20 protein-coding genes and 2 pseudogenes are annotated in these 25688 nt (G+C 39.0%); 15 read left to right on the top strand and 7 right to left on the bottom strand.

Annotation, left to right across the window (positions count from 1 at the left end; translation table 11 throughout):
• Positions 1-21: 21 nt before the first annotated feature.
• The gene (gene metJ / locus P20480_RS04345; RefSeq protein WP_006793094.1) at positions 22-342 is read right to left on the bottom strand and encodes a met regulon transcriptional regulator MetJ; all 321 of its coding nucleotides are present in this window, start codon (positions 340-342) and stop codon (positions 22-24) included.
• A gap of 199 nt (positions 343-541) precedes the next feature.
• Between metJ and metB the strand changes: the two genes are divergently transcribed.
• Positions 542-1771 (top strand): cystathionine gamma-synthase, encoded by a 1230-nt coding sequence (metB, locus tag P20480_RS04350; RefSeq protein WP_008131714.1) that lies wholly within the window; start codon positions 542-544, stop codon positions 1769-1771.
• Positions 1772-1776: 5 nt separating this feature from the next.
• Entirely contained in the window at positions 1777-4122 is a 2346-nt protein-coding gene (gene metL, locus P20480_RS04355; protein WP_008131713.1) for a bifunctional aspartate kinase/homoserine dehydrogenase II, read from the top strand.
• Positions 4123-4269: 147 nt separating this feature from the next.
• On the opposite strand, the gene P20480_RS04360 is transcribed toward metL, so the two are convergent.
• Complete coding sequence (locus tag P20480_RS04360; RefSeq protein WP_033025746.1) at positions 4270-6771, bottom strand: penicillin-binding protein 1A; 2502 nt, start codon at positions 6769-6771, stop codon at positions 4270-4272.
• 128 nt (positions 6772-6899) lie between these two features.
• Between P20480_RS04360 and P20480_RS18595 the strand changes: the two are divergent.
• The 9 genes and pseudogenes from P20480_RS18595 to P20480_RS04400 all read left to right on the top strand — a co-directional run bounded on the left by P20480_RS18595 (position 6900) and on the right by P20480_RS04400 (position 15799).
• Positions 6900-7978: pseudogene (locus tag P20480_RS18595) on the top strand (pilus assembly protein PilM).
• On the top strand, positions 7966-8538 hold the full coding sequence (locus P20480_RS04365) for a PilN domain-containing protein (protein WP_006793099.1): 573 nt from the start codon (positions 7966-7968) through the stop codon (positions 8536-8538). The pseudogene P20480_RS18595 and the gene P20480_RS04365 overlap by 13 nt, the downstream one beginning before the upstream one ends.
• Positions 8528-9133: a type IV pilus inner membrane component PilO gene (locus P20480_RS04370; protein WP_006793100.1), complete on the top strand. Its 606-nt coding sequence runs from the start codon at positions 8528-8530 to the stop codon at positions 9131-9133. The genes P20480_RS04365 and P20480_RS04370 overlap by 11 nt, the downstream gene beginning before the upstream one ends.
• On the top strand, positions 9130-9669 hold the full coding sequence (locus P20480_RS04375; protein ID WP_006793101.1) for a pilus assembly protein PilP: 540 nt from the start codon (positions 9130-9132) through the stop codon (positions 9667-9669). The genes P20480_RS04370 and P20480_RS04375 overlap by 4 nt, the downstream gene beginning before the upstream one ends.
• Before the next feature lie 21 nt (positions 9670-9690).
• Positions 9691-11748, top strand: a complete 2058-nt coding sequence (locus tag P20480_RS04380; protein ID WP_008131703.1) for a type IV pilus secretin PilQ — start codon at positions 9691-9693, stop codon at positions 11746-11748.
• Positions 11749-11932: 184 nt separating this feature from the next.
• Positions 11933-12451, top strand: a complete 519-nt coding sequence (aroK, locus tag P20480_RS04385) for a shikimate kinase AroK (RefSeq protein ID WP_006793103.1) — start codon at positions 11933-11935, stop codon at positions 12449-12451.
• A 30-nt stretch (positions 12452-12481) separates the two neighbouring features.
• Positions 12482-13552 (top strand): 3-dehydroquinate synthase, encoded by a 1071-nt coding sequence (aroB, locus tag P20480_RS04390; RefSeq protein WP_008131701.1) that lies wholly within the window; start codon positions 12482-12484, stop codon positions 13550-13552.
• A pseudogene (locus P20480_RS04395) lies at positions 13553-14876 on the top strand (AAA family ATPase).
• A 53-nt stretch (positions 14877-14929) separates the two neighbouring features.
• Positions 14930-15799, top strand: coding sequence for a Dam family site-specific DNA-(adenine-N6)-methyltransferase (locus P20480_RS04400; protein ID WP_006793106.1), 870 nt, complete (start codon positions 14930-14932; stop codon positions 15797-15799).
• Here P20480_RS04400 and P20480_RS19295 read toward each other — a convergent pair.
• Together P20480_RS19295 and P20480_RS04405 are read right to left on the bottom strand one after the other, a co-directional pair.
• Entirely contained in the window at positions 15744-15929 is a 186-nt protein-coding gene (locus tag P20480_RS19295; protein ID WP_074210163.1) for a DUF2970 domain-containing protein, read from the bottom strand. The two genes, P20480_RS04400 and P20480_RS19295, sit on opposite strands and share 56 nt — an antisense overlap.
• A gap of 3 nt (positions 15930-15932) precedes the next feature.
• Positions 15933-16229: a hypothetical protein gene (locus P20480_RS04405; RefSeq protein WP_006793107.1), complete on the bottom strand. Its 297-nt coding sequence runs from the start codon at positions 16227-16229 to the stop codon at positions 15933-15935.
• A 205-nt stretch (positions 16230-16434) separates the two neighbouring features.
• Here P20480_RS04405 and rpe point away from each other — a divergent pair, with 205 nt between their 5' ends.
• The 3 genes from rpe to trpS are packed head-to-tail and all read left to right on the top strand — an operon-like array spanning position 16435 to position 18819.
• Complete coding sequence (gene rpe, locus P20480_RS04410; RefSeq protein ID WP_008131698.1) at positions 16435-17118, top strand: ribulose-phosphate 3-epimerase; 684 nt, start codon at positions 16435-16437, stop codon at positions 17116-17118.
• Complete coding sequence (locus P20480_RS04415) at positions 17118-17783, top strand: phosphoglycolate phosphatase (protein WP_008131697.1); 666 nt, start codon at positions 17118-17120, stop codon at positions 17781-17783. Before rpe ends, P20480_RS04415 begins: the two co-directional genes overlap by 1 nt.
• Before the next feature lie 31 nt (positions 17784-17814).
• Positions 17815-18819 carry a tryptophan--tRNA ligase gene (gene trpS, locus P20480_RS04420; protein WP_006793110.1) on the top strand — a complete coding sequence of 335 codons (1005 nt, stop codon included), beginning with the start codon at positions 17815-17817 and terminating at the stop codon, positions 18817-18819.
• Between the two features lie 113 nt (positions 18820-18932).
• Here the strand turns inward: trpS and P20480_RS04425 are convergent, their stop codons facing one another.
• Both P20480_RS04425 and P20480_RS04430 read right to left on the bottom strand, forming a co-directional pair.
• Complete coding sequence (locus tag P20480_RS04425) at positions 18933-19853, bottom strand: TraB/GumN family protein (protein WP_008131696.1); 921 nt, start codon at positions 19851-19853, stop codon at positions 18933-18935.
• A gap of 33 nt (positions 19854-19886) precedes the next feature.
• On the bottom strand, positions 19887-20252 hold the full coding sequence (locus P20480_RS04430; protein ID WP_008131695.1) for a hypothetical protein: 366 nt from the start codon (positions 20250-20252) through the stop codon (positions 19887-19889).
• Between the two features lie 305 nt (positions 20253-20557).
• On the opposite strand from P20480_RS04430, the gene P20480_RS04440 reads away from it, so the two are divergent.
• Positions 20558-22702 (top strand): winged helix-turn-helix domain-containing protein, encoded by a 2145-nt coding sequence (locus tag P20480_RS04440; protein WP_033025744.1) that lies wholly within the window; start codon positions 20558-20560, stop codon positions 22700-22702.
• 81 nt (positions 22703-22783) lie between these two features.
• On the opposite strand, the gene uvrA is transcribed toward P20480_RS04440, so the two are convergent.
• Entirely contained in the window at positions 22784-25603 is a 2820-nt protein-coding gene (gene uvrA / locus P20480_RS04445) for an excinuclease ABC subunit UvrA (RefSeq protein ID WP_008131688.1), read from the bottom strand.
• Between the last annotated feature and the right edge of the window lie 85 nt (positions 25604-25688).

Raw genomic sequence — 25688 nt, 5'->3', positions numbered from 1 at the left:
TTTTTTGTGTCTAAATTAGGTTTAGTCTTCGTTTAAAACAGGCACTTCTAGCCCCATTTCTTGCATTATTTTTTTCACTTCCTCAGGTACTTTTTCGGCGTTATCCTTACGTAAGTCGTCGTCGTTAGGCAAAGGTTGACCGGTAAATGCATGTAAAAATGCTTCACAAAGTAATTCACTATTTGTTGCATGACGTAAGTTATTAATTTGACGACGCGTGCGTTCGTCCGTTAATACCTTTAATACATTTAGTGGGATTGAAACGGTAATTTTTTTTACTTGTTCTGATTTTTTCCCGTGTTCTGCGTATGGGTGAATATACTCACCATTCCATTTAGCCATAAGATGTATCGTCGCCTCAGATTAATAATTGCTCATATGCACTACAATACATATGAATATGCGTGAAATTCTATCGATTTAAAAAAGATAGTCAAATACTAGTTGTTTAGCCATCTGGAGCTTTAAATGTTTTGACATCTTTAATAAGATAAATTACTCTTTTAGACGTCTAAACATCCAAATTAAATAGGTGACGAATATGAGCGAAAAAAATAAAGCAACCATTGCAGTGAGAAGTGGTGTTGAAGCAGACAAACATCATGGCGCAGTTGTCGCACCTATTTACTTATCAACCACCTATTCGTTTGCCGACTTTGATACAAAGCGTCAATACGATTACGGGCGAAGTGGTAACCCCAATCGTGATATTTTAGCTGAAACCTTGGCTGAGCTTGAAGGTGGCGTACGCGGTATTATTACTGCCACGGGTATGTCTGCCGTTCACTTGGCTACGCAAATCCTAAATCATGACGATACGTTAGTGATCCCACATGATTGTTACGGCGGAAGCTATCGTTTATTTACTTCACTGCAAAAGCGCGGTTTGCTCAAGCTAGAAGTTTTAGATTTAACACAAGCACAAAGTATAGATAAAATTTTAGCAATTAAACCTAAGCTAATTTGGATAGAAACACCAAGTAACCCATTACTACGTTTAACTGATATTAAAGCAATAACCGATGTTGCTAAGCAGTGCGGTGCTTTAGTCGCTGCCGATAACACATTTTTATCACCAGCATTACAAAACCCTATTAAATTTGGTGTTGATATAGTTGTACATTCCACCACCAAGTACATCAATGGTCATTCAGATGTAGTGGGCGGTGCGGTGATTGCTGCTTCACAAGAGCTGGGCGATGAACTGGCATGGTGGGCAAATAATATAGGTATTACAGGTGCGCCATTTGATAGTTATTTAACATTGCGTGGGTTGCGAACACTAAATGTGCGTTTAAAGCAGCATCAAGAAAACGCATTAGCGATTGCTAAATATTTAGAAAAATCGGAATTTGTTCGCCAAGTTTATTACCCTGGTCTTGAATCACACCCGCAGCATGAATTAGCCAAAGCGCAGCAACTAGGCTTTGGTGGCATGGTGAGTTTTGATATTAAAGGTGACATAAACGATGCTGCGGCGTTTTTAACCAGCTTACGTGACTTTAGCTTGGCAGAGTCTTTGGGAGGAGTAGAGAGCCTAATATGCCATCCTGCAACCATGACCCATGCTGGCATGGAGCCTAAAGCACGTCTTGAAGCGGGAGTGGGCGATACACTTATTCGAGTTTCAGTAGGTATAGAAGATATAAACGACTTATTAGCTGATTTAGAGCGCGTGTTTCAGCTTGTAAAGCCAGGCAGTAAAGCAAGTTTAAACAAAGGAGCAGGCGGTGACATTAAATTAAGTGCCGCTCATCCAGCGCTTTGGTGAACAATATGACACAAACGGTACATAAATTTGGTGGTTCAAGCCTTAGTTCGGCTCAACGGTATGAGCGAGTTGCGAGTATTATTTTAGAGCATACTCAGCCGGGCGATTGTGTTGTTGTATCTGCGGCGGGAAAAACAACCGATACTTTGGTGAAGTTATGGCAAAGCTATCAGCAACAGGATACGCATGTCGTTGCTGATATATTGCTGCAATTAAATAATCATCAAACTGATTTAATCACACAGTTACTTCATGCAGATCTTAAGCGAACTGCTTTAAGGCTTTTGCATAGTGAACTAACAGCGATTAGTGAATTGATAAAAAACCAAGGCTTGAAAGAGGCTCCCTTGCTTGCTCATGGTGAGGTCTGGTCTGCACGCTTATTGGCGCTTTACCTTACGCAATTAAATATTAATGCTTGTGACCTTGATGCTCGAACACTTTTTACATTAAATAATGGGCAATTGTTACATACCCAAAATGCGCAGCAATGTGCGAAGTTTATAACCCCAGACTACATTAATGTTGTCACAGGCTTTATTGCATCAAATACGTTGGGTGATACGGTTACACTTGGTCGCAATGGGAGTGACTATAGTGCAACCTTACTCGCTAATTACTGCCATGCTAAACAGGTGTGTATTTGGACCGATACACAAGGTGTATACAGCACAGACCCTCGCAAAGTTAGTAAAGCGGTTAAATACAATAAAGTGTGTAGAGGTCAAGCTAACCTATTAGCTCGATTAGGTAATCCTGTTTTACACGCTAAAACGCTTTCTCCTTTAAGAAACAGCGACATAAAACTATCTGTTCGTAGTAGTTTTGATGTGCAAGCAACGCCTACAGATATAGTTAAAGAAGGAAATGTAAAACAAAAGCGTTTTATTACCACGTTAAACAACATCGATTTATTAACAGTTGAAAAGCTGGCCGAAGGCGAAGTCGCAGATGTTAGCCAGCTGATTCAACACAGCATTCATCACTTTAGTCAAAATGGTGAAACTTATTTAGTTGTCCCCTCTGCTTCATCATATAAAGTTGTTAGTTATTTTGAGGGTAGAGCAAACATTAGCGAGTCGAGCTTAAATGGCTGTGCGGTTGTAGCGCCTGTTAATGATATTTCAAAATTGAATGTATTGGCTATTGATACGTTAAATGCTCATGCCATCGAGCCGCGCTTTATTCACCAAGACAGTGGATACATTTTACTATTAACGGATCAGGTTATAGATAGCGATATACTCAGTGTTTTACACGATAAGCTTATTAATAAAGGCCAAGAAGTCGCTTTAATAATCGCGGGCCTTGGCAATGTGGGAGAGGTATTTATAGAGCAGTTGTCAGCTCAATTCGAGCGTTTATCTGGTGACTTTACAATTAAATTGGTCGGGTTAATACGCTCTGAAACATTACTTTTTAATCCCAGTGGTATAAACATTGCTGATTGGAAAACGCATTTTCTCTCAGAAAGCAAAGCTTATAATAACCAAACATTACTAAACATAATTAGTGAACTTGATTATGAGCATAAAGTGGTTGTTGATATTACCGCAAGCGAGGCATTTAGCCAGTTATACCCGGAGTTTGTTGCATTAGATTGCCACTTGATCAGTGCTAACAAATACGCTGGAACTGCAGATACAGCATGGTATAAAGCTTTGCGTACGAGTATTAGTGAGCGAAATTTGCATTGGCGCTACAACACAAGCGTAGGTGCAGGCTTACCTGTTAACTTTGCATTGGCAGATTTGCAAAACAGTGGTGACAAAATCACTCGTATTGAAGGTGTTTTTTCAGGCACGTTATCGTGGTTATGCAGTAAGTTTGACGGAACAATACCATTTTCTGATCTGGTGCTTGAAGCACAAAAGATGGGGTTCACAGAGCCCGATCCGCGTGAAGATTTGTCAGGGCGTGATATGCAGCGTAAACTGCTTATACTTGCCAGAGAGCTTGGCTTAGAACTCGACCTTGATGATATAAGCTTATCAGCACTCATGCCCGAAACGCTTGCTATAGGAAGTTGGGACGACTTTTTAGCTAATGAATCCACCCTCAATGACTTTATTGACGCTCATGCTGCAAATGCCAAGGCACAAAGTTCCGTACTTCGTTACACGGGTTTACTTGAAATTACGGAAAACAAAGTAACCGCTCAAGTAGGTATTACTTATACTCCTATTGGTGATGCGTTAGCTAATTTAACACCTGGCGATAATATTTTTGTCATTAATAGTAAGTGGTATAGCGCTAACGCTCTTGTGATTCAAGGGCCTGGTGCGGGTAAGGAAGTAACCGCTGCGGGTATTCATTCTGACTTATATTGGTTGGTACAAAATATAAAATAAAGGTTACAAGGGCCTTGTATCAATCCGCAATAATACCTAATCATTTTGCGGGGCTAAACGTGTCGCTATCTGAGTTAAAAATTCTTATTTAGAACAGCTAAATTTGGTATTAACTAAAAACGGCAGCCAATGGCTGCCGTTCTTTATTTAAAACAGTTCTTCTTCTGTTTTAGTGTCTTCTTCAAATATATCTGTTGGTTGAGACATTACGTATTTTGTGGGGGCGGTGCCTTTGTCAAAATACTCAAAGCGACTGGTGTAATCATTTTTATGACTTAATAAACCGGTTTCTAAATCAATCCGAATAGACACTAAACCTTCTGGCGGCTCTATGGGGGCTTCAGGTTTACCTTCAAGCGCAACTTTCATAAACTCAACCCAAGCCGGTTGTGCTGTTTTAGCGCCAGATTCAGCCCCTGATATTTGCCCGCTATCAAGATTATTATTGTATGAAGTTCTGCCTAGCGGGTTGCCAGGGTTATCAAAACCAACCCATACCGAGGTCATAACATTTCGATTAAAGCCACTAAACCAAGTATCTACAGAGTCATTAGTTGTGCCTGTTTTCCCTGATAGATCACGACGGCCTAATGCTTGAGCGCGCCAACCTGTTCCTGACCAACCCGTTTTATGTGACCAGTTTCCACCTCCCCAAACAGCGCTATGCATTGCTTGAGCAATTAAAAATGCATTTTGTTTTGATATGACCTGAGGGGCACATTTTAATTGTGGCGTATCAGTATTTTGTTGTGGGAATAATCCAGTAGTATTGTCTGGGGTTAATGACTGATCTGAAGTGTCGTCACACACTACTGAAGGATTAGCTTTAAACAAACTGTTACCGTAAGCATCTTGGATTTCTGAGATAAAGTACGGCTCAATCAAATGCCCACCATTCGCAAATGCACTCATACCGCGAGCTAGTTCAATTGGAGTAATTGAAGCACTGCCCAGTGCTAAGGATTCACTGCGGTTGATGTCTGAATTTTTAAAGCCAAATTTTAGTAAGTGATCTGCTGTTCGTTGCAAACCAACACCTCGGAGCAAACGAACTGATATTACGTTTTTAGATTGTGCTAACGCGCGACGAATTCTAATTGGGCCATTGTAAACAGCCGGACTATTCTTAGGTCGCCATGCCACACCTTGGCTTTTATCCCACTGATTAATTGGCGCATCGTTTAAAATTGAGGCGAGCGTATAGCCGTTTTCAAGCGCAGCAGAATAAATAAATGGTTTTATGTTTGACCCCACTTGGCGCTTTGCTTGAATAGCTCGGTTGTATTGGCTCTGTTCAAAGCTATAGCCGCCAACAATGGCTTTAATGCGGCCATCTTGTGGGTCAAGTGAAACAATTGCGCTTGATGCTTCAGGTAATTGGCTTAGTTCATACTCGTTATTGCTGTTTTTACGCACCCAGATTTGCATTCCTGGCGTTAATATTTCAGCTGCCGTAGTTGGAGCAAAACCTTGGCGATAACGAGTTATGTATTTGCGTGCCCATTTTAAGTTGTCCCAATTCAGGTTTATTTGCTCTGCATTTTTAAGCAATACCGTGGCATTTTTTTCATCCACGTTAATAACAGCAGCTGCTTTTAACGTTCCTATCTCTTTGGCTTCATTGAGTTTAGCTAGTATTTTCTCTTTACTTAGCGCTGATTGTTTTTCAGGATCCCATAAAATAGCGGTTGGGCCTCTAAAGCCATGACGCATATCGTAGCTATGAAGATTATTAACTAGCGCGGTTTGCGCCGCTTTTTGTACTTTAGACTCAACAGAGGTAAATATCTTAAAGCCTGAATTATATGCCTTGTCTATTCCGTAACGTGAAACCATTTCTGCACGCACCATTTCAGAAATGTACGGTGCGTATAAATCTATTTCAGCACCATGAAAGTAAGCGGTAATAGGTTGGCTTGTTGCATCATCATACACGTCTTGTGTTATGTAATTTTCAGTTAATAAACGACCAAGTACAACATTACGGCGTGCTTTTGCACGGGTAGGGTTGCGAATTGGGTTTAACGCCGAAGGCGCTTTTGGCAAGCCAGCAATCATCGCCATTTGAGCAAGCGTTAAGTCTTTTAACTCTTTACCGTAATAAACTTGAGCGGCAGCTCCAATACCAAAGGCGCGGTTACCTAGCTCGATTTTGTTTAGGTAAAGTTCTAAAATTTCATCTTTAGTAAGTACATTTTCTATGTGTAGAGCGATGAATATCTCTTTTATTTTACGGATATAAGCTTTTTCTCGGGTTAAGAAAAAATTACGTGCAAGTTGCATGGTAATAGTACTAGCACCTTGTTTTTTCTCGCCTGTAGAAATAAGAACAATAGCAGAGCGAACTATGCCAATAGGGTCTATACCTATATGGTCATAAAAGCGATTGTCTTCAGTTGCTAAAAATGCATCAATTAAAGGTTGTGGGATTTCATCAATAGTGACCGGAATTCGACGTTTTTCACCAAATTGATTGATCAAAAGGCCATCTTTAGTGAATACTTGCATAGGAGTTTGTAATTGCACGTCTTTTAAAACTTGCACACTGGGGATATCAGGTTTAACGTAGTAATAAAGACTGACCAAAGTTATCAGACCGATTAACGTACAAATGATAAAAAATTGTAAAGTTCGTTTTAATAAAATCACTTATATTTCCCTAAATGGACTCCCAATTGCGAGTTTGGACTGATAGTATATATTGATTAAAAATGAATAATATTTTTCAGAAAAAATTATAACTTGTTTATTATTAAAACAAAGGCCAAGTTGCAAACATGCTAAGTCAACTATTTCAAAAGCCGTCGCCAATGATGGTAGGAATTGATATCGGATCGCACTCGATTAAAGCGGTGCTTCTGAGAGAAATTGAAAGTGGATTTCGATTAGAGGCCCTAGCAATTGAGCCCATGCCTAAAGGCGCCATGAGTGAACGAACGATTCAAGATATTGAAGCGATTGGTAATGTAATAACAAAATTAAAAGAAAATTACCTAAGTCACTTAAAAATGCAGCAGTGGCGGTGTCAGGGCAAACGGTTATTACAAAAGTAATTTTTATGGATGTGTCGTTGAGCGATGCAGAACTTGAATCTCAAATTGAAATTGAAGCAGATAGTTTAATACCTTACCCCCTTGATGAAGTTAGCTTAGACTTTGAAAAGCTCTCTACTAACGAAGCTGATCCGAGTAAAATGAATGTATTACTTTCAGCAGCCCGAACAGAAAGTGTTGAAGCACGTGTTGGCGCATTAGAAGAGGCTAATCTCGATACTAAGATTGTTGATGTAGAAAGTTACGCCTTAAGCCGTGCGATGGACGTTTATTATCAACAGCTACCAAGCGATGCCTTCAATAAGTGTGTTGCTGTTGTAGATATTGGTGCCGTACTCATGCTTGTAAGTGTTGTGCAAGCTGGTGAAACTATTTATACACGTGACCAGGTTTTTGGTGGTGATCAATACACAAATAGTATTGTTAACTACTACAACAAAGGGTTTGATGAAGCTGAAATAGGTAAAACATCAGGCGACTTACCACCTAACTATACCTTTGAGGTATTAGCGCCATTTCAAACAGCGTTGCTTCAGCAAGTACGTAGAGCGGTGCAAATGTTTTTAACAACGAGTGGTAAAGAACAAATAGACTACATTGTGCTTACTGGTGGAACTTCTATGATCAAAGGGCTTGATCGCTTATTAATTGAAGAATTAGGTATACACAGTGTTGTTGCAGAACCGTTTGCAAATATGGAAATTTCGCCAAAAGTAGATCGTAATGTTATGCAGCGTCACCGAACACAGTTTGCAATTGCAACAGGTTTGGCATTAAGGAGCTTTTCATCATGCCACATATAAATCTATTGCCTTGGCGAGAACTGCAGCGCGAAGAATCTAAAAAGAAATTTGTAACCATACTAGTTGGAATTGTTTTAGCTTGTTTTTTAAGTATGTACTTATTAAGTATGTTTTACAGTGCATTAAAAGACGGACAAAACTTAAAAAATAATTACTTAAGTTCTGAAATAAGCATGCTTGATCGAAAGATCAGTGATATTAGAGAATTAGACAAACGAAAAGAAAACCTACAGCAGCGAATGCGATTAATCGAAGAGCTGCAAAGTAGCCGTAACCTTGGCACACAAATTATGGATGAAGTAACAAAAATAGTACCTCAAGGTATTTACTTAACAAAGCTGGAACGCAGAGGGAACCAGATTTATGTACTTGGCCGAAGTGAATCAAATAACCGTTTATCTACTATGATCCGCCAGGTACAAAGTTCATATTTGTTAGAGCGTTTGACCATGCAGGATATTGTTGCAGGTGATCAGTCTTCGCGTTTACTAAGTGACTTTAGTATGGAGTTTTACGTAAAACCATTTGATGAGATTGGTGAGGTACGTAATGAACCTTGATTTTAAAGCGCTTGGCGAAATAGATTGGAATGAAATTGAGTTAGACAATATTGGTGATTGGCCTGCTGCTGTAAAGGTAATTTGCTGTGCATTTGTTGCTGGGCTCATATTATTTTTTAGCTATAGCCTGTTAGTTTCTGACGAGATTGATAGCTACCATAATGCGGTATCAAAAGAGGTCGACTTAAGAAGTACCTACAGAACAAAATACGCTGTAGCGAGTAAGCTAGATATTTATCGCCAACAAATGATAGAAATGGAAGACAAGTTTTCTCAATTACTTAAGCGGTTACCGACATCAAACGAAATACCAGGCTTACTTGACGATTTATCTTATGTTGGCACAACGAGCGGTTTAACATTTTTAAAAATTGGTTGGTTACCTGAAGTAGAGAAAGAGTTTTATACAGAGCTACCTATCAAAATAGAAGTAGTAGGTACTTATCATGAATTTGGTGAATTTGTTGGCAAAGTTGCTCAGTTACCACGAATAGTTAGTTTGCATGACTTTTCTATTACGTCTTCTGGCGAAAAACAACTAACATTTAGTGTTGTAGCAAAAACTTACCGTTATGAAGAAGGAGTTAAAAAATGAGGCTCCTTCATTTAATGCCGCTATTGGCTGTTGTTGCGTTAGTGGGGTGTAACGACGATACCTCGGAACAAAAAGAGTTTATTGACCAGGTAAAAGCAAGCACAACGCCTAAAGTTGAGTCGATTCCTGAACTTACTCAATTTGAGATTTTTGAATATAGTGCTGGAAATTTACGAAGTCCATTTGTGGCACCTCAACCTGAAATAATTCAGAACAAACTGACGCAAATAAAAAACTGTTTACATCCAGATCCAGACAGGCGCAGAGAGCCATTAGAAAAATACCCGTTAGATAATTTAGCAATGAAAGGTACAATTGGTTCAAGTGGTCAAGTTTGGGCGCTTATAACTGCTGCAGATGAAACATTACATCGTGTAACGATTGGTAATTATTTGGGCAGTTACGATGGCAAGGTAAAAGCTGTGAGTAACGATTTTATAGAATTAGTTGAATTAATCCCTGATGGCTCTGGTTGTTGGAAAGAGCGCCTGACTAAACTGGAAATGTTAGAGGCGGCAACTGATGGCGCAAATTAATAATAAAAAGGTAAAAATAACATGCATAAGGATGTTCTTTGGTTTAATCGCATTGCGAGAGCTTTATTTGCAACAGCCGCTTTGGTTTGTGCTAACAATGCTTTGGCAGGACCATTGCTTTACGATGTACGTTATAACCCATTACTTAAAGGTGAAACCGAACTACAGCTTGTTTTCGACGAAGAGATAACTTTAGAACCACAAATTCAAGTATTTAACAGCCCAGCGCGTATTGAAATGTTTTTTGATACCGCAGAGTTAGAATTAGGATTAAATGACGTTGAAGTTAATCAAGCAGGTATTAGTAGTGTCACCAATGTGTTATCTGAGCAAGGTTTAAAGGTAACAGTTAATCTAGACAGATTAAAAATGTATGAAACAGAAGTTAATAACAACTTAGTTTCAATACGAGTATCGGATAACCCATTAACCGGTTCAGTAACTGAAGATGAAGCCGTTCTGACAGGTGATGTGAGTGGAAACTACATTAACCGCATCCAATCTATTGATTTTAGGCGTGGTGAGAAAGGTGAGGCAAAGGTACTTGTATTTTTACAAGACACTCAAGCTGCTATAGAGGTTCACGAAAGTGGCGGCAAAATTTACGCAGATTTTCACCATACAGATATTCTGGACGATCTACTTTATGAGTTGGATGTTTTAGACTTTGGTACCATTGTTAGTACTATCGAAACGTTTAAAGAAGAAGGGCGAAGCCGCGTTGTTATAGAACCTAATGCCGAGTTTACATTCACGTATCAGCAAATAGACAATATTCTTACCCTCACAGTTGAAAAAGATGAAACTCAAAATGCTTACCTAGATGGTGGTAAAGAGTATCAAGGTCGACCAATGACCTTAAACTTTCAAGATATTTCAGTCCGTGCAGCATTACAAATTATCGCAGGCTATAACGACTTTAACTTAGTAACAAGCGATTCCGTTACCGGTAACATTACCTTGCGCTTAGATGGCGTGCCGTGGGACCAAGCACTTGATGTCGTATTACGTATAAAAGGATTGGACAAGCGCATGGATGGCTCTATCTTAATGGTAGCGCCAGCAGAAGAGCTTGCAGCCCGTGAAGCAAAAGATCTAAAAGCAAAGCAGCAAGTTGAAGATTTAGAGCCGCTTTATAGCGAATATATGCGATTAAATTACGCCAAAGCTGAAGACTTTGCTGACTTACTTAAAACAGATATTAATAGCATCATTACCCCACGCGGAAGTGTGTCGGTTGATCAGCGTACTAACACTTTACTCGTTAAAGATACTGTTAAGAGCATAGAAAATATTAGACGTATGATTGAAACCCTGGACATACCGGTTCAACAGGTTGTTATTGAATCTCGTATGGTAACAGTGCGTGATAACGTAACTGAGGACCTAGGTGTTCGTTGGGGATTTAGCGATCAGCAAGGTAGTGATGGCATATCTGGTTCTTTAGAAGGTGCTGAAACCATTTCAAATGGGGTAATCCCTGACTTAACAGATAGATTAAATGTAAATCTACCTATTACAAACCCAGCGGCAAGTATAGGCCTCCACATAGCAAAACTCGCCAACGGGACATTAATCGATTTAGAGTTAAGTGCGCTTGAAGAAGAGAATAAAGGCGAGATTATTGCAAGCCCGCGTATTATTGCTGCCAATCAGCAAAAAGCGCGCATTGAACAAGGTACTGAAATACCCTATACAGAATCAGCTTCTAGTGGTGCAACAACGGTAAGCTTTAAAAAAGCAGTACTTAGTTTAGAGGTGACACCACATATAACGCCTGATAATAAAGTAATTTTAGACTTAATTATCACGCAAGATACACGTGGCGATACTGTACAAACAGGTACCGGTGAGGCCGTTTCGATAGATACTCAAGAAATTCAAACACAAGTATTAGTAGAAAACGGGCAAACTATCGTACTGGGTGGGATTTTCCAACAGCAGATAATCAACACTACAAATAAAGTGCCGGTATTAGGTGATATTCCTTATGTTGGTAGGTTGTTTAAAAGCACCAGTGAATTTAATGAAAAGCGTGAATTGCTTATTTTCGTGACACCAAAAATACAAATAGATTAAAATAAGGTACTTTTTTGTTAATCAACGGGTGATTATTTAGTTTAATTGCTCGTTATGTGGCTTTTTATTCTAATTGACTTGAAATAACCCTGCAATTACTGAGATAATCCCCTCCTTAATTTTGGGGCCAGGTCGTTAGGCGGGGTTTTATTTCAAATTTTAGAGTTCGTTTGTACTAAAAGATATGGCTGAGAAACGTAATATATTTCTAATTGGCCCCATGGGGGCTGGAAAAAGCACAATTGGTCGTCACATTGCCGATCAATTACACCTTGAATTTGTTGATTCTGATCAAGAAATCGAACGCCGCACGGGTGCAGATATTGCCTGGGTATTCGATCTTGAAGGTGAAGAAGGCTTTAGACTTCGTGAAGAATCTGTTATTGGCGACTTAACTGAAATGCAAGGTATTGTACTTGCTACAGGTGGTGGTTCAGTAATGAGTAAAGAAGTTCGAAACAAGCTTTCGGCTCGTGGTATCGTTGTATACCTAGAGACACCTATTGAAAAGCAAGTTGCACGCACACAACGCGACAAGCGTCGCCCGTTACTGCAAACAGAAGAAGCACCTCGTGATGTACTAGAGCGCTTAGCAGAAGAACGCGAACCGTTATATAAAGAAGTGGCTGATTTTGTTGTACGCACTGATGAGCAAAGCGCTAAAGTTGTTGCAAATCAAATCATTGAGAAACTAGATTTTTAAAACCAATACATAATAAAGGATTAGCTGAGCATGCTTAAATTAACTGTTAATTTGGACGAGCGAAGTTATCCTATTTATATTGGGCAATCTGCACTTCAAGATAATGGCCGTCTAATTCATCATATTGGTGATTGTCGGCCTATCATCATTACTAATGACACAATTGAACCTTTATATCTACAAGGCTTACTTGATTCATTAGCTGAATTAAATCCTCTTTCCTTTATCATACCTGATGGTGAGCAATACAAGTCACTAGAGTGGTTTGAAAAAATATCCGCTTTTTTACTGCAAAATAATTGTGGTCGCGATACTTGTTTGATTGCATTAGGTGGTGGCGTAGTTGGTGATTTAACTGGTTTTGTAGCTGCATGTTATCAACGTGGCGTGCCGTTTATTCAAATACCTACAACACTTTTATCGCAAGTGGATTCATCTGTTGGTGGAAAAACAGCGGTGAACCATCCGTTAGGAAAAAACATGATTGGGGCTTTTTATCAGCCACAAGCTGTTTTTATTGATACTCAGTCTCTTCATACACTCCCAAAAAGAGAGTTTGCGGCAGGAATGGCTGAAGTTATCAAGTATGGTTTAATATACGATACCGAGCTTTTTACTTATTTAGAGCAAAATGTTGAAAACTTACAGCAGCTAAATGAAACATGCCTGCAGCATATCATTTACAGGTGCTGTGAAATTAAAGCGTTAATAGTTGCTGAGGATGAAAAAGAGCAAGGTCTCAGAGCATTGCTAAACTTGGGGCATACCTTCGGTCACGCAATTGAAGCCCAAATGGGTTATGGTAAGTGGCTTCATGGTGAAGCTGTTGCTACGGGTATGGTGTTAGCTTCTCAGTTGGCTCACACTCGAGGTGACTTAACGCAGCAGGATGTAGCGCGTATTGTGGATGTTATTAAACAATATAACTTACCAACTGAAGTACCTGCAGATATGACGAGTGAACAATTTTTATTGCACATGCGCAAAGATAAAAAAAATAAAAAAGGAACTATCCGTTTTATTTTACCCACTCAATTTGGTCAATGTGCATTGGTAGACGATGTATCTGACGATCAAGTCCGAGCATTAATCGAGCACTAAATGCAGTCACAAATTTTACCAAGCCGTGCGGCTTTGGTGGATAGAATCGCACTGCAATTTGAATATGGTCAAAACCTCATTGTTTTACTGGGCACATCAGGCCTAGGCAAAAGCTATCTACTTGAAACCTTTATTACCGATAAATACAACGACTTTAATAAAGCATTTGTACAGTCGAGTGCAAAATTGACGGACGCTCAGTTAATGAGCGATCTATTAGAGCAAAGCTTTAACAACCCGTTGGTTGATCATAATTTAAGTTTGTCTGAAAATTTTTATCAGTTACTTAATCAACAACAACCGGGCTCCTGTTTATGGGTTATTGACGGTGGTAGGCACTTATCAGAAGAGTTTTTAATTGAGCTGGAGCTGCTAGCTAAAAATAGCCCAATCACTCTCTATATTATGATTGCCTCAGCTGCAAAGTTGCCGGTTGAACATGCAGTTGAAATTCATCTTGAACGGCTTCCTCTTCATGAAAGTAAGCAGTTAATGGGGTGGTACTTTGAAAAGCTTCCTCACGATGAAGAGCCTGTTTTCCAAGCTTTTTTAGCTGAAGCTAATGGTAATCCTAGTTTATTGCTTGCATGGCAACAGGATGAGTACATCGCAGATATCAAAGTTAAAGATAAAGTATCATGGCGTGTACATTTACTGGTACTTATGTTGCTCATTATGTTCTTAATTATAGGCTTGTTATATAAGTCAGATATGAGTGATTGGTGGCAAAAGCATTATGAGCAAGGCACCATTGAGGTTGATAGCACTGCTATTCCAGTGAGCCAGGCTATTGCACCTATACCTGACACAGTAACAAAAGAAAAAGTAGCCGACATACAGCCTACCGCTGAAGGTGAAAGAAAAAACGATATATCCGCGATCATGCAAAGCTTAAATGCAGGCAACGAGATCAATGAGCCTATTAGCTCTGATACACTCATAAAAGATGAACCTGTTAAAGAGCTTGTGCAATCAAAAGTTAACAATGAGGTTAATGCATCATCAGTGCAACTGCCCATTAACGAAGCTAGCTCTTGGTACTCTAAGCAAAATGATTCAAATACGGTGATTCAGTTACTTGCAGTAACACAAAAGCAAGTTGTAGATGATTTTATAAAGCAGTATGCACTCCAAATAACGGCGTACACTTATCAAACTCAAAGAAATGGTAAAACATGGTGGGTGGTGACAACCGGCAGTTTTACAAGCATGAAGGATGCACAGCAAGGTATGAAAAACCTACCTGCAAGTATACTTAAAAAATAAGCCGTTTTATAAAAAAATTAGTAAAATAAAACAAGAAATTGCACGAGTTGATCAGTAATATAAATCGCTTTAGTGTAAAATCGCGCAACACCAGATTGAAGTAAAGAACCAATGCAGCAAAAGAGTAGAGCCTTCCTTAAATGGGCTGGCGGAAAATACAGTCTCGTTGATGATATTAACGCGCGATTAAACCAAGCAAGTTCGCATGCTGATACCTTGGTTGAACCTTTTGTTGGTGCCGGTTCCGTTTTTCTAAATAGCGATTTTAAGCATTATATTCTTAACGATATTAATGCTGATTTAATCAACTTATATAAAGAATTAAGAAATTCACCCGATGAGTTTATTAGTGATGCAAAAAAGCTATTCGTTGATTTAAATAACCACCCCGATGCGTACTACGAATACCGAGTTCAGTTTAATCAAAGCCGTGATGTATATGAGCGGTCAATGCTATTTTTATACATGAATCGTTTTGGTTACAACGGCTTATGCCGTTATAACTTAAAAGGTATTTTTAATGTACCATTTGGTAAATATAAAAAGCCTTATTTTCCTGAAAAGGAAATGTACTTTTTTGCTGAAAAAGCACAGCAAGCGACGTTTACATGCTTAGGCTACGATGACGTATTTAAACTGGTTCCTAATAACGCGGTTATTTATTGCGATCCACCCTATGTCCCTTTGAGTAAAACGGCTTCGTTTACTTCTTATGCTAAGGGCGGGTTTAATTTAGATGATCAGGCTAATTTAGCTAATTTGGCAGAAAAAGCGGCGTTTGAAAATAACACCCCAGTGCTTATTTCAAATCACGATACAGTATGGACACGGAAAATATACAGCCAAGCATCACTTGATCAAATTCAAGTAAAAAGAACGATAAGCCCTAAGGGCGGAACTCGTAATAAAGTAGGCGAGTTAATGGCTATGTACTTACCACTAAAACAACCACAGCATAAATTGAAAGCGCAAAAGCGATAAATAGTATTATCGCAATAGCAATGATTGAGGAAATAGAGTGTTCTTGAAAATCTGCGCGGCGCTTTTGTTCTGATTGAACACCAAAAAATGCGGCTAGCACACTTTGCAACGCGCTAATAAAGTGCCGCATTTTCTAGAATAAAGGCTTTAAAGAAGGTGTTTTCTTGCTGTCGTCTGAGCTTGTTAATAACTCAAGTAAATCCAAGTAGTGAAACTGAGCGCTGCGGCTATCACCAGTGATCCAAGAAAACCAAGAAGAGTCTTCTTCAAGTACATGTAAACAGGGTTTACTTGTGTTTATTTCGTGTGTTGATTGCGGAGCACAATTATTAACCGAGCTTAACTCTTGCCCTGAACTTGGCGTAAAATTTACTACCCCAATAACTAATAATGCAGATGCAATTAATATCCCAATTTTAAAAGCGCGCATGATTTGAACCTAATATTTTGTTACTTTTTTAAGCATAACAAAAACTGCTCAAATAACAAACTTGTTTCTAATAAAGACTATTAATTAAATGTCAAAAATAGCCACTTAAGCACTTCAAACGCAACAGTATTACGCCTTAGTTGCTTGGGTAACGTCATCAATTGAGTTACATTAACGTAATATTTTACTCATTGGTGAATCTGCTATGTTTAGCCCAGAACAAAAATACTTAATTGCCCCATCAATTCTTTCAGCTGATTTTGCAAAGCTTGGTGAAGATGTTGATAGCGTTTTAGCCGCAGGTGCAGATGTAGTGCATTTTGATGTAATGGATAATCACTATGTACCTAACTTAACGATTGGACCTATGGTGTGTAAAGCACTAAGGGACTACGGTATCACCGCGCCAATTGATGTGCATTTAATGGTTAAGCCTGTCGATAGCATCATTCCACAGTTTGCAGAGGCGGGGGCTTCAATAATTACTTTTCACCCAGAGGCGAGTGAGCATATTGATCGCACGATTCAATTAATCAAAGATCATGGCTGTAAAGCTGGCTTAGTATTTAACCCAGCGACCAGTTTAAGCTATTTAGATCATGTAATTGATAAGCTAGATACTATTTTACTCATGTCTGTTAACCCCGGATTTGGTGGGCAAAGCTTTATTCCTCATACACTTAAAAAGTTAGCGCAGGCAAAGCAACGAATTGTTGAGTCAGGTCGAGATATTCGACTAGAAGTGGACGGTGGTATTAAGGTGGATAATATCGCTGCAGCAGCTCAGGCCGGTGCAGATATGTTTGTAGCAGGCTCTGCTATTTTTAATCAGCCAGACTACGAAGTAGTTATTGATCAAATGCGTAAGCAACTTGAGAGTGTAAAATAATGCAGTACGATGCGGCATTTTTTGATTTGGATGGCACACTAGTCGATAGTGTATATGACCTATATATCTCAATTAACTTAACATTAAGCGACTTGGCATTTCCTATTGTAAGCCAACTTTTGGTCGAAAGCTGGGTAGGTAATGGTATAGATATGTTGGTAAAGCGGGCACTGAGTGGTGATATACAGGTTAGTGAGCATTTAGATGAATCACTAACTAATAAAGCCATTGCACAGTTTCATAAGCATTATGAACAACAGGTAGGCCAATACAGCGTGTTATACCAACATGTTGAAACAGGGCTTGCAGCTTTACGTGGTATGCAAAAAGCATTGATAACTAATAAGTCTCGAATTTTTACTGAAAAACTTCTTGATAAGTTAGCACTTACCAATCATTTTGAGCTTATTATTTGTGGCGATGATATGGCAAAAAAACCGTCACCTGAGCCATTATTGTTTGCGTGTAAAAAGCTAAATATTGAGGCCTCTAAAGCAATAATGATTGGCGATTCTAAAAGCGATATACTTGCTGCAAAAGCGGCGGGTATTGATGTAATTGCAGTAGGCTATGGCTATAATCAAGGTGAAAACCTTGCTGATTATAATCCACAGTACCTATGCGATAACTTCTTAGATATAATACCTGTCCTAACACAGCGTTAAATATTAATAATTAAGTAAATAAAGGAAAATCATGAGTAAACCAGTAGTTTTAAGCGGCATTCAGCCAACCGGTGGTATGACAATAGGCAACTATGTTGGCGCTATTAACCAGTGGCTAAAGTTACAGGAAGATCACGAAAGTTTCTTTATGTTGGTTGACTTGCATGCAATCACCGTTCGCCAAGAGCCAGAATTATTACGCTCTCGTGTACTAGATGGCGTTGCATTGTATGCTGCATGCGGTATCGACCCTGAAAAGTCAGCGTTATTTGTTCAGTCTCAAGTGCCAGAGCACGCACAGTTAGCGTGGGTACTTAATTGTTACGCGCAAATGGGTGAACTTAACCGCATGACCCAGTTTAAAGATAAGTCGTCAAAGCATGCTAACAATGTAAACGTGGGCTTATTTTCGTACCCAGTTTTACAAGCGGCCGATATTTTACTTTATCAAGCCGATCAGGTACCAGTAGGCGAAGATCAAAAACAACACTTAGAGCTAACGCGTGACATAGCGACACGCTTTAATAACTTATACGGTGACGTTTTTAAACTGCCAGAGCCTTACATTCCAGAGTTTGGTGCGCGTGTAATGAGCCTACAAGACCCACTCAAGAAAATGTCAAAGTCTGACGAAAATCCAAACGGCTACATTATGTTATTAGATGAGCCTAAAAAGATTGAGAAAAAGCTTAAAAAAGCAGTGACCGATTCAGACGAGCAAGCGCGTATTTACTTTGACCGAACTGAAAAGCCAGGTGTATCTAACTTACTTACTTTATTAAGCGTAGCGACTAAGCGCTCAATAGAGGACTTAGTGCCAGAGTTTGAAGGTAAAATGTACGGTCATCTTAAAAAAGATACAGCCGATGCAGTAGTAAGCATGATTGAACCAATTCAAGCTCGCTTTAAAGAAATTAGAGAAGATCAAAATTTACTTGATAACATAATGAAATCTGGAGCTGAAAAAGCCAGTGTACGTGCCGAGAAAACGCTTAAATCGGTATACGATGCATTAGGGTTTATTCCACGCGGATAGGTTTATTGAAATAAAAATGCCGCTTATTAGCGGCATTTTTCATATGGCACATATCAACATGATAGACCCAAATAAAAACAGTAGCGATACTGCTAATTTGTCTGTTTTATCCATTATTCGGCTCCTTTTACAGTTATGTCTTGTGCGTTATTAATACTCACTAAAGAAACGCTGTAGCCTTTATTTTCAAGTAATGTAAGCAAGCTATCTTGGCCTACAAGGTGTCCAGCCCCAACTAGTACAAACTCACTGCTGTCGTTATTAAACATTGCCTCTACTTTTGGTAACCAATTATTATTTCTATCTTTAAGTAGCTGCTTGTAGCTTTTTGGGTCATTTTTCTGCATATTTTCAACCGCTACCTTGTTTAGTGTGTCGGTATCACCTTCTCGCCATGCAGTTAATAATCCTTTAAATATATCATTATAGTTATTTAGCTCTGCTAGGTTACGTTTGATAAAGTCATTTTCGTTACCTTGACCCATTGTTTTATATAACTCTAACTGAAACTCCATTGTTTCTAAGTAGTTTTTTGTTTTGTTGTCTTTAGTCGCTTTTTTCGTATAGTAAGCATCAACACCTTCACCCATTAAGTTTTGTTTTTGCAGTTCCATGGACATTAAAACGATACCCACCATGGCTGGGCGAAAACCATCTAACTTTTCTAGGTTAGCGCCAAACTCACTCAGTTTATTTTCGAGTGAAGCTTTAACCTCAGGCTCTAACTTTTCACTTAACGTTTCATTATTAGTATATGAAAGCGCGCCAAGCATTTGCATTTGAGCATTAGTATCAGCTGGGTCTGCTGCTGGCGCTTCAAAAACAATTGTATCGGCTTGTTCATAGGCATGATTAAACTCAACGGGTAATGGCATTTCAGCTTTAGGTAAAATATGTACAGTACCGCCAATAAATAACGAGTCATCTCCTTTGCTTACTTGCCATACAGAGCTTTGAGCTTGTGCTGTATTTGCTACCAAGCTGCAACCAAGTAAAACGCTGGCAGACACTAATTTTTTTGTAAAATTTTTCATAATAACTTCCTAATACTTTAAAATTTGTTGTTTTTAGTTAGATAAAATATTGCTGAAATAAGCAGTAATTGACGATGTTACTTTTGAAAGGTTTTCGTCAATTTCTGTGTTTATTTTGCTCATTGAAGAATCAAGTTCAGCTGATATTTTTTCATCTATTGAAGAAAGCAGTGTTTGCGTATCGACATGAGTTTTTAAAGACTCAGTTGCATTTACTGTGTTAGTTTTTTGCTGCTTTTTGTTAGTTGGTTTGTTTGTTTCTGGATGTTCACCAATTACACACTGTTCAACGCTCTTTTTAAATATGTGTTGTTTCGTATCAACTGCGAAGGCTGATGTAGTATTAAAAGCAGTTACTAGTAGTAGAGTAGATAGACCTTTTTTCATTGTGCTGTTCATAATTAAACCTTTTATATTTTTAATTGCAGCTAATTTAGAATCGCAAATGATTTTTAGTAAGCTGCTTGTTGATGACGGTTTAAAGAATATCGCTGAATTTACTGAGAGTCGCTTATCTAGTTATGAGCAATTAATAGATAAGGTTTTAATCGTATTTAATTGTTTTAATTCAATGGGTTAGCGCAAAACCTTATATTGTTGATATAAGGTTTTAAATGCTTTTTATACACAATAATGAGTTGATGTGGTACGGTTTATAAAAATAAAAATAAAAATAAAAATAAAAATAAAAATACCTAAAGACTATGAATTATCAAATCGGACCTTGGCAATTTATAAGTAATCGCTGTGTGATTACTTCAAATAACTTAGAAAGGGAATTAGATCCACTTTTAGTAAAGTTATTACTGCACTTTGTAAATAAGCCTCAACAAATAGTTTCCCGCCAAGCGCTAATCGAAAGTGTATGGCAACAAAGCTATGTAGACGATAACGCGATTAACCGAGCTATCTCAGAGCTAAGAAAACAGCTTGCTCATCCAGCTGAAAAAGCACCGCTTTTAAAAACGCATTACCGTAAAGGATATAGCCTTACGGTAGTACCTGAACAGTTAACACGAGAAAGCGTTACTGAAAAGCCTGTAAACTCAATATCTGACTCGGCTACTGACACTACAAATAGTGATGATTTTACTGCTGCAACTATTTCAAAACCGGTTCCAGAAAAGAACATCAAAACGCTTTTGGCTTATACATTATTAGTCATCACCTGTATTTTTTCTATTGTGTGGTTGGTACTGTTTTATACAAGTGAAGGCGCTGGTGATGTAATTAAACAAGTTACGGTAAATAAGGTTGCGAGTACGTGGAATATAGGTAGTGAGGTTCACCCTGAGCTATCTTCAGATAAACACTATTTAGCTTATACCAATGTTGAACCTGAACAGGATTTTAATCGTGCATTTGTTAAGCGACTTTCTGATCAGAGAGAAGTAGAAATTACATACCCTGGTTTTCAGGTATCTATTTTATCGTGGCAGCTAAACCAACATGCTGTGCTATTACAAGCGACAAACTTAAAACAGCAGCAATGCGAAATGGTATTAGTTGATTTAAGCCAGTTTCCTATTATTGGAGACGCTAAACTTATAAAAAAATGTGACCTCAGATACACAGGTTATGCGCAATTAGATCAAAATGGTGAGTATGTTTATTATACCGAATACAAAAATGAGCAAGATGGCTCAGGGTTATACAAATTTGATTTAGAATTACAAAAGGAGTCGATTGTTATTCCTCCGCCAGGTGTAATGTATGGTGTAATAATGCCGCGTTTATCTCATTCGGGTAATAAAATAGCGTACATACTAAGCCAAAAAGGCCAGCCATTTTCTGTATTTAGTTACGACTTTAACACACGTGAGACTAAGCGATTATTTAAGGCAAAGAGAAGAACCATCAGTTTCGCGTTCGATTGGCTTTCAAATGATAAAGGCGTCATTGTGTTTGAAGACTCTGATCTTTCAAGCATTACGTTTAATGAAAATAATATAATTAAACATACTCTAAATGTTACCCCCGCAATTTCACCTTATTATATTGCAGTTCAGTCTGCTAATAGTCTGTTTTACTCAGCAAATAAAACACAAGCATTTTCATTAATTAAAGCAACGGATACCTTTGGCGACAATCCAGTTTATGAACCTTTGTATACAAGTGATAATGACGACTACAGTATTGTGGAAGTAATAAATAAAGCTGGGCCAGCGCATGTTTTTGTATCAGAGCGCTCTGGTAGCAGCCAATTATGGATTGCTCAAAATGGGCTAACTAAGCAACTTAGTTTTTTTAATTACGACGATGACTCCTCTACCTATAAATTAAGAGGGTTAAAAGTATCCCCTAATAAGAGGCGTATATTATTAATAAAAAATAAGCGCTTTTCACTTTATGACCTAAACACGCAAAAATTCTACCCGTTAGAGATGTTAAGTGGGCGAAAAATAGAGAGTTATATTTGGTCAAAAAATAACGAAAGTATTATTTATATTGAGCAGCTTGATTCAAAAAATAGAGTCGTTGAGTTGAACTTGCTAACCCGAGATACTCGCGTAATTGAAGACATTAAAGCCAATAAGCTCATTTCGGATAGTGAAGGTAACGCTTACGCAATAACACTTGATCAGTTAATTCGTCTCGCAGATAAGCAAAGCTGGGCATTACCTAAAAATGCCAGAAAGGCGAATGTATATGGAGTAAGCAAAGACTATTTTTATTACTCAGATTCTATTTCAAGAATTGCAAGGCTCAATTTAAAAGAGGGTACCGTGCAAGATACACACGTGGACTTTCGGCCTATCACTTTTGAGGTGAGTTCAGATAACGAAATTTTATTTACGGGTGCTAAATACAAAGATATGCAAATTATACAAATTAGTTGGGATGAATAAAAAGTTTATCAAGGACTAACAGTTGGGAGCCAAATATAAAAAACACCAAGTAGTTAAATTAACTTGTGTTTTTTATTGGTATTAAAGCAATGGCTTTAGGTAATGACCTGTGTGCGAACGCTCACATTCGGCTACTTCTTCAGGCGTACCTGCAATAAGTATCTCACCGCCGCCAGCGCCCCCTTCAGGGCCTAAATCAACCACCCAGTCTGCAGTTTTAACCACATCTAAGTTATGCTCAATAACCACGATGGTGTTACCGTGATCGCGCAGGCGATGTAATACAACAAGCAGTTGTTCAATGTCAGCAAAATGTAGGCCAGTTGTGGGCTCATCAAGTATGTACAGTGTTTTACCTGTATCGCGTTTAGAAAGCTCACGGGCAAGTTTTACACGCTGAGCTTCACCGCCAGAGAGTGTAGTAGCTGCTTGTCCTAAGCGAACATACGATAAACCAACGTCCATTAGCGTTTTAAGCTTACGGGCTATTGCAGGTATTTTATCAAAGTAGTCGTGCGCGTCTTCAACGGTCATTTCGAGTACTTGGTGAATGTTTTTACCCTTGTATTGTACTTCTAGAGTTTCGCGGTTGTAGCGTGCCCCTTTACATACATCACAGGGTACATATACATCAGGTAAAAAGTGCATTTCTACTTTAATTACGCCATCACCTTGGCAGGCTTCACAGCGTCCACCTTTAACGTTAAAACTAAAGCGACCCACTTTATATCCACGAGAGCGTGATTCTTGTGTACCCGCAAATAACTCACGAATCCCCGTAAAAATACCGGTATAGGTAGCAGGGTTTGAGCGTGGTGTACGGCCAATAGGGCTTTGGTCAATATCAATTACTTTATCAAAATGGTCAAGACCACTAATTGATTTATACGGTGCGGCTTCGGCTGTGGTTGCGCCGTTTAATTCAGTATGCGCTAGTTTGAATAGCGTATCGTTTATAAGTGTTGATTTACCAGAGCCCGACACCCCTGTTATGCAGGTCATTAAACCAAACGGAATTTTTAAATCGACATTTTTAAGGTTGTTACCTGTTGCGCCAAATAGCTCAAGCCATTTATCGCCGGTTGGGTTACGCTTTTTTGGTACTTCTATTTTTCGCACGCCTGATAAAAACTGGCCAGTTACTGAGTCTTTCGTGGCTAAAATATCGTCGCGTGTACCTTGTGCGATAATATGTCCGCCGTGAACACCCGCACCAGGGCCAATATCAATAATATGATCGGCTGCGCGAATGGCGTCTTCATCATGCTCAACAACAATAACGGTGTTACCAAGGTCGCGTAAATGCACCAATGTTTGTAATAGACGATCGTTATCGCGCTGGTGTAAACCAATTGATGGTTCGTCTAATACATACATAACACCAACAAGACCCGCACCAATTTGGCTGGCTAAACGAATTCGCTGCGCTTCACCACCAGAGAGGGTATCGGCACTGCGCTCAAGCGATAAGTAATTAAGGCCAACATTGATTAAAAACGATAAACGGTCGCGAATTTCTTTAAGAATTTTTTCTGCTATTTGTGCTCTTTGGCCACTTAACGATAAGCTCTCGAAAAAGTCCATCGCTTCGCCAATACTCATGGTGGTAATAGCAGGTAAGTTAGTTTGGCCAATAAATACGTGGCGTGCTTCTTGGCGTAAACGCGACCCCTTACAACTAGGGCAGGCTTGGCTGGTTTGATATTTAGCGAGCTCTTCACGTACCGAGTTTGACTCAGTTTCGCGATAGCGACGGTTCATGTTATTTAACACGCCTTCAAACTCGTGGTTGCGTGTGATTAAATCGCCTCTGTCGTTACGGTAGTTAAAGGCTATTTTTGTACTGCCAGAACCTTCTAAAATAATTTTTTGAGAGTCTTTAGCCAGCTTTTCAAACGGTACGTCTAAATCAAATTTATAATGTTCTGCTACGGCTTGAAGCATTTGGAAGTAGTAAAAGCTACGTTTATCCCACCCTTTTATAGCACCTCCGGCTAAGCTTAACTCTGGGTTATGCACTACGCGGTTAGGGTCAAAGTACTGGCGTACGCCTAAACCATCACAACTTTGACACGCACCGGCAGGGTTATTAAACGAAAATAAACGTGGTTCTAATTCGGTCATTGCATAGCCACAGGTAGGGCAGGCAAAGTTGGCTGAAAACAACATTTCTTCAATACTGCTGTCGTCCATGTAGGCTACATTTGCTACGCCGCCCGACATTTCAAGTGCTGTTTCAAACGACTCAGCTAAACGCTGCTGTTGACCGTCTTTTACCTTAAAGCGGTCAACAACCACTTCAATAGTATGTTTTTTATGAAGTTCAAGTGTCGGCGGATCTGATAAGTCGCACACTTCGCCATCTATTCGGGCACGGATATAACCTTGGCTTGCAAGCTGCTCAAGTAATTTAACGTGCTCACCTTTACGGTCTTTAACCACTGGTGCTAAAAGCATCAGTTTAGTGCCCTCTGGCAGCGCTAAAACGGTATCAACCATTTGGCTAATTGTTTGTGCGGCTAAAGGTAAATCATGTGTAGGGCAACGAGGTTCGCCCACACGGGCAAACATTAAACGTAAGTAATCGTATATTTCGGTAATTGTACCTACGGTAGAGCGCGGATTATGCGAAGTTGATTTTTGTTCTATTGAAATTGCAGGAGACAGTCCCTCAATATGATCAACATCGGGTTTTTCCATCAAGGATAAAAACTGTCTTGCATAAGCAGAAAGTGATTCAACATACCGGCGTTGCCCTTCAGCGTATAAAGTATCAAATGCAAGTGATGACTTTCCCGAACCAGATAGGCCTGTGATAACAATTAATTTATCACGTGGGATGGTTAGGCTGATGTCTTTTAAATTGTGCGTACGGGCGCCTCGGACTTCAATGTTTTCCATGCTATCTCGTTAATTACCAAAATTATTTACTGAGTATCTCATAATACGCTGCAATATTAATCCTTGATCATGAAAAATCCTTAGC

This window comes from Pseudoalteromonas sp. BSi20480 (assembly GCF_000241365.1).
GTDB lineage: Bacteria > Pseudomonadota > Gammaproteobacteria > Enterobacterales > Alteromonadaceae > Pseudoalteromonas > Pseudoalteromonas marina.
This window is presented reverse-complemented; position numbering and strand designations above follow the sequence as displayed.

Bases quoted from the DNA above. Each gene is read 5' to 3' on its own strand.
- P20480_RS04405 (WP_006793107.1), bottom strand. From the start codon at position 16,229: ATGCGCGCTTTTAAAATTGGGATATTAATTGCATCTGCATTATTAGTT.
- P20480_RS04375 (WP_006793101.1), top strand. From the start codon at position 9,130: ATGAGGCTCCTTCATTTAATGCCGCTATTGGCTGTTGTTGCGTTAGTG.
- P20480_RS04430 (WP_008131695.1), bottom strand. From the start codon at position 20,252: ATGAACAGCACAATGAAAAAAGGTCTATCTACTCTACTACTAGTAACT.
- P20480_RS04400 (WP_006793106.1), top strand. From the start codon at position 14,930: ATGCAGCAAAAGAGTAGAGCCTTCCTTAAATGGGCTGGCGGAAAATAC.
- trpS (WP_006793110.1), top strand. From the start codon at position 17,815: ATGAGTAAACCAGTAGTTTTAAGCGGCATTCAGCCAACCGGTGGTATG.
- P20480_RS04440 (WP_033025744.1), top strand. From the start codon at position 20,558: ATGAATTATCAAATCGGACCTTGGCAATTTATAAGTAATCGCTGTGTG.
- P20480_RS04365 (WP_006793099.1), top strand. From the start codon at position 7,966: ATGCCACATATAAATCTATTGCCTTGGCGAGAACTGCAGCGCGAAGAA.
- metL (WP_008131713.1), top strand. From the start codon at position 1,777: ATGACACAAACGGTACATAAATTTGGTGGTTCAAGCCTTAGTTCGGCT.
- rpe (WP_008131698.1), top strand. From the start codon at position 16,435: ATGTTTAGCCCAGAACAAAAATACTTAATTGCCCCATCAATTCTTTCA.
- P20480_RS04415 (WP_008131697.1), top strand. From the start codon at position 17,118: ATGCAGTACGATGCGGCATTTTTTGATTTGGATGGCACACTAGTCGAT.
- uvrA (WP_008131688.1), bottom strand. From the start codon at position 25,603: ATGGAAAACATTGAAGTCCGAGGCGCCCGTACGCACAATTTAAAAGAC.
- aroK (WP_006793103.1), top strand. From the start codon at position 11,933: ATGGCTGAGAAACGTAATATATTTCTAATTGGCCCCATGGGGGCTGGA.
- P20480_RS04370 (WP_006793100.1), top strand. From the start codon at position 8,528: ATGAACCTTGATTTTAAAGCGCTTGGCGAAATAGATTGGAATGAAATT.
- metB (WP_008131714.1), top strand. From the start codon at position 542: ATGAGCGAAAAAAATAAAGCAACCATTGCAGTGAGAAGTGGTGTTGAA.
- aroB (WP_008131701.1), top strand. From the start codon at position 12,482: ATGCTTAAATTAACTGTTAATTTGGACGAGCGAAGTTATCCTATTTAT.
- P20480_RS04425 (WP_008131696.1), bottom strand. From the start codon at position 19,853: ATGAAAAATTTTACAAAAAAATTAGTGTCTGCCAGCGTTTTACTTGGT.
- P20480_RS19295 (WP_074210163.1), bottom strand. From the start codon at position 15,929: ATGCGGCACTTTATTAGCGCGTTGCAAAGTGTGCTAGCCGCATTTTTT.
- P20480_RS04380 (WP_008131703.1), top strand. From the start codon at position 9,691: ATGCATAAGGATGTTCTTTGGTTTAATCGCATTGCGAGAGCTTTATTT.
- metJ (WP_006793094.1), bottom strand. From the start codon at position 342: ATGGCTAAATGGAATGGTGAGTATATTCACCCATACGCAGAACACGGG.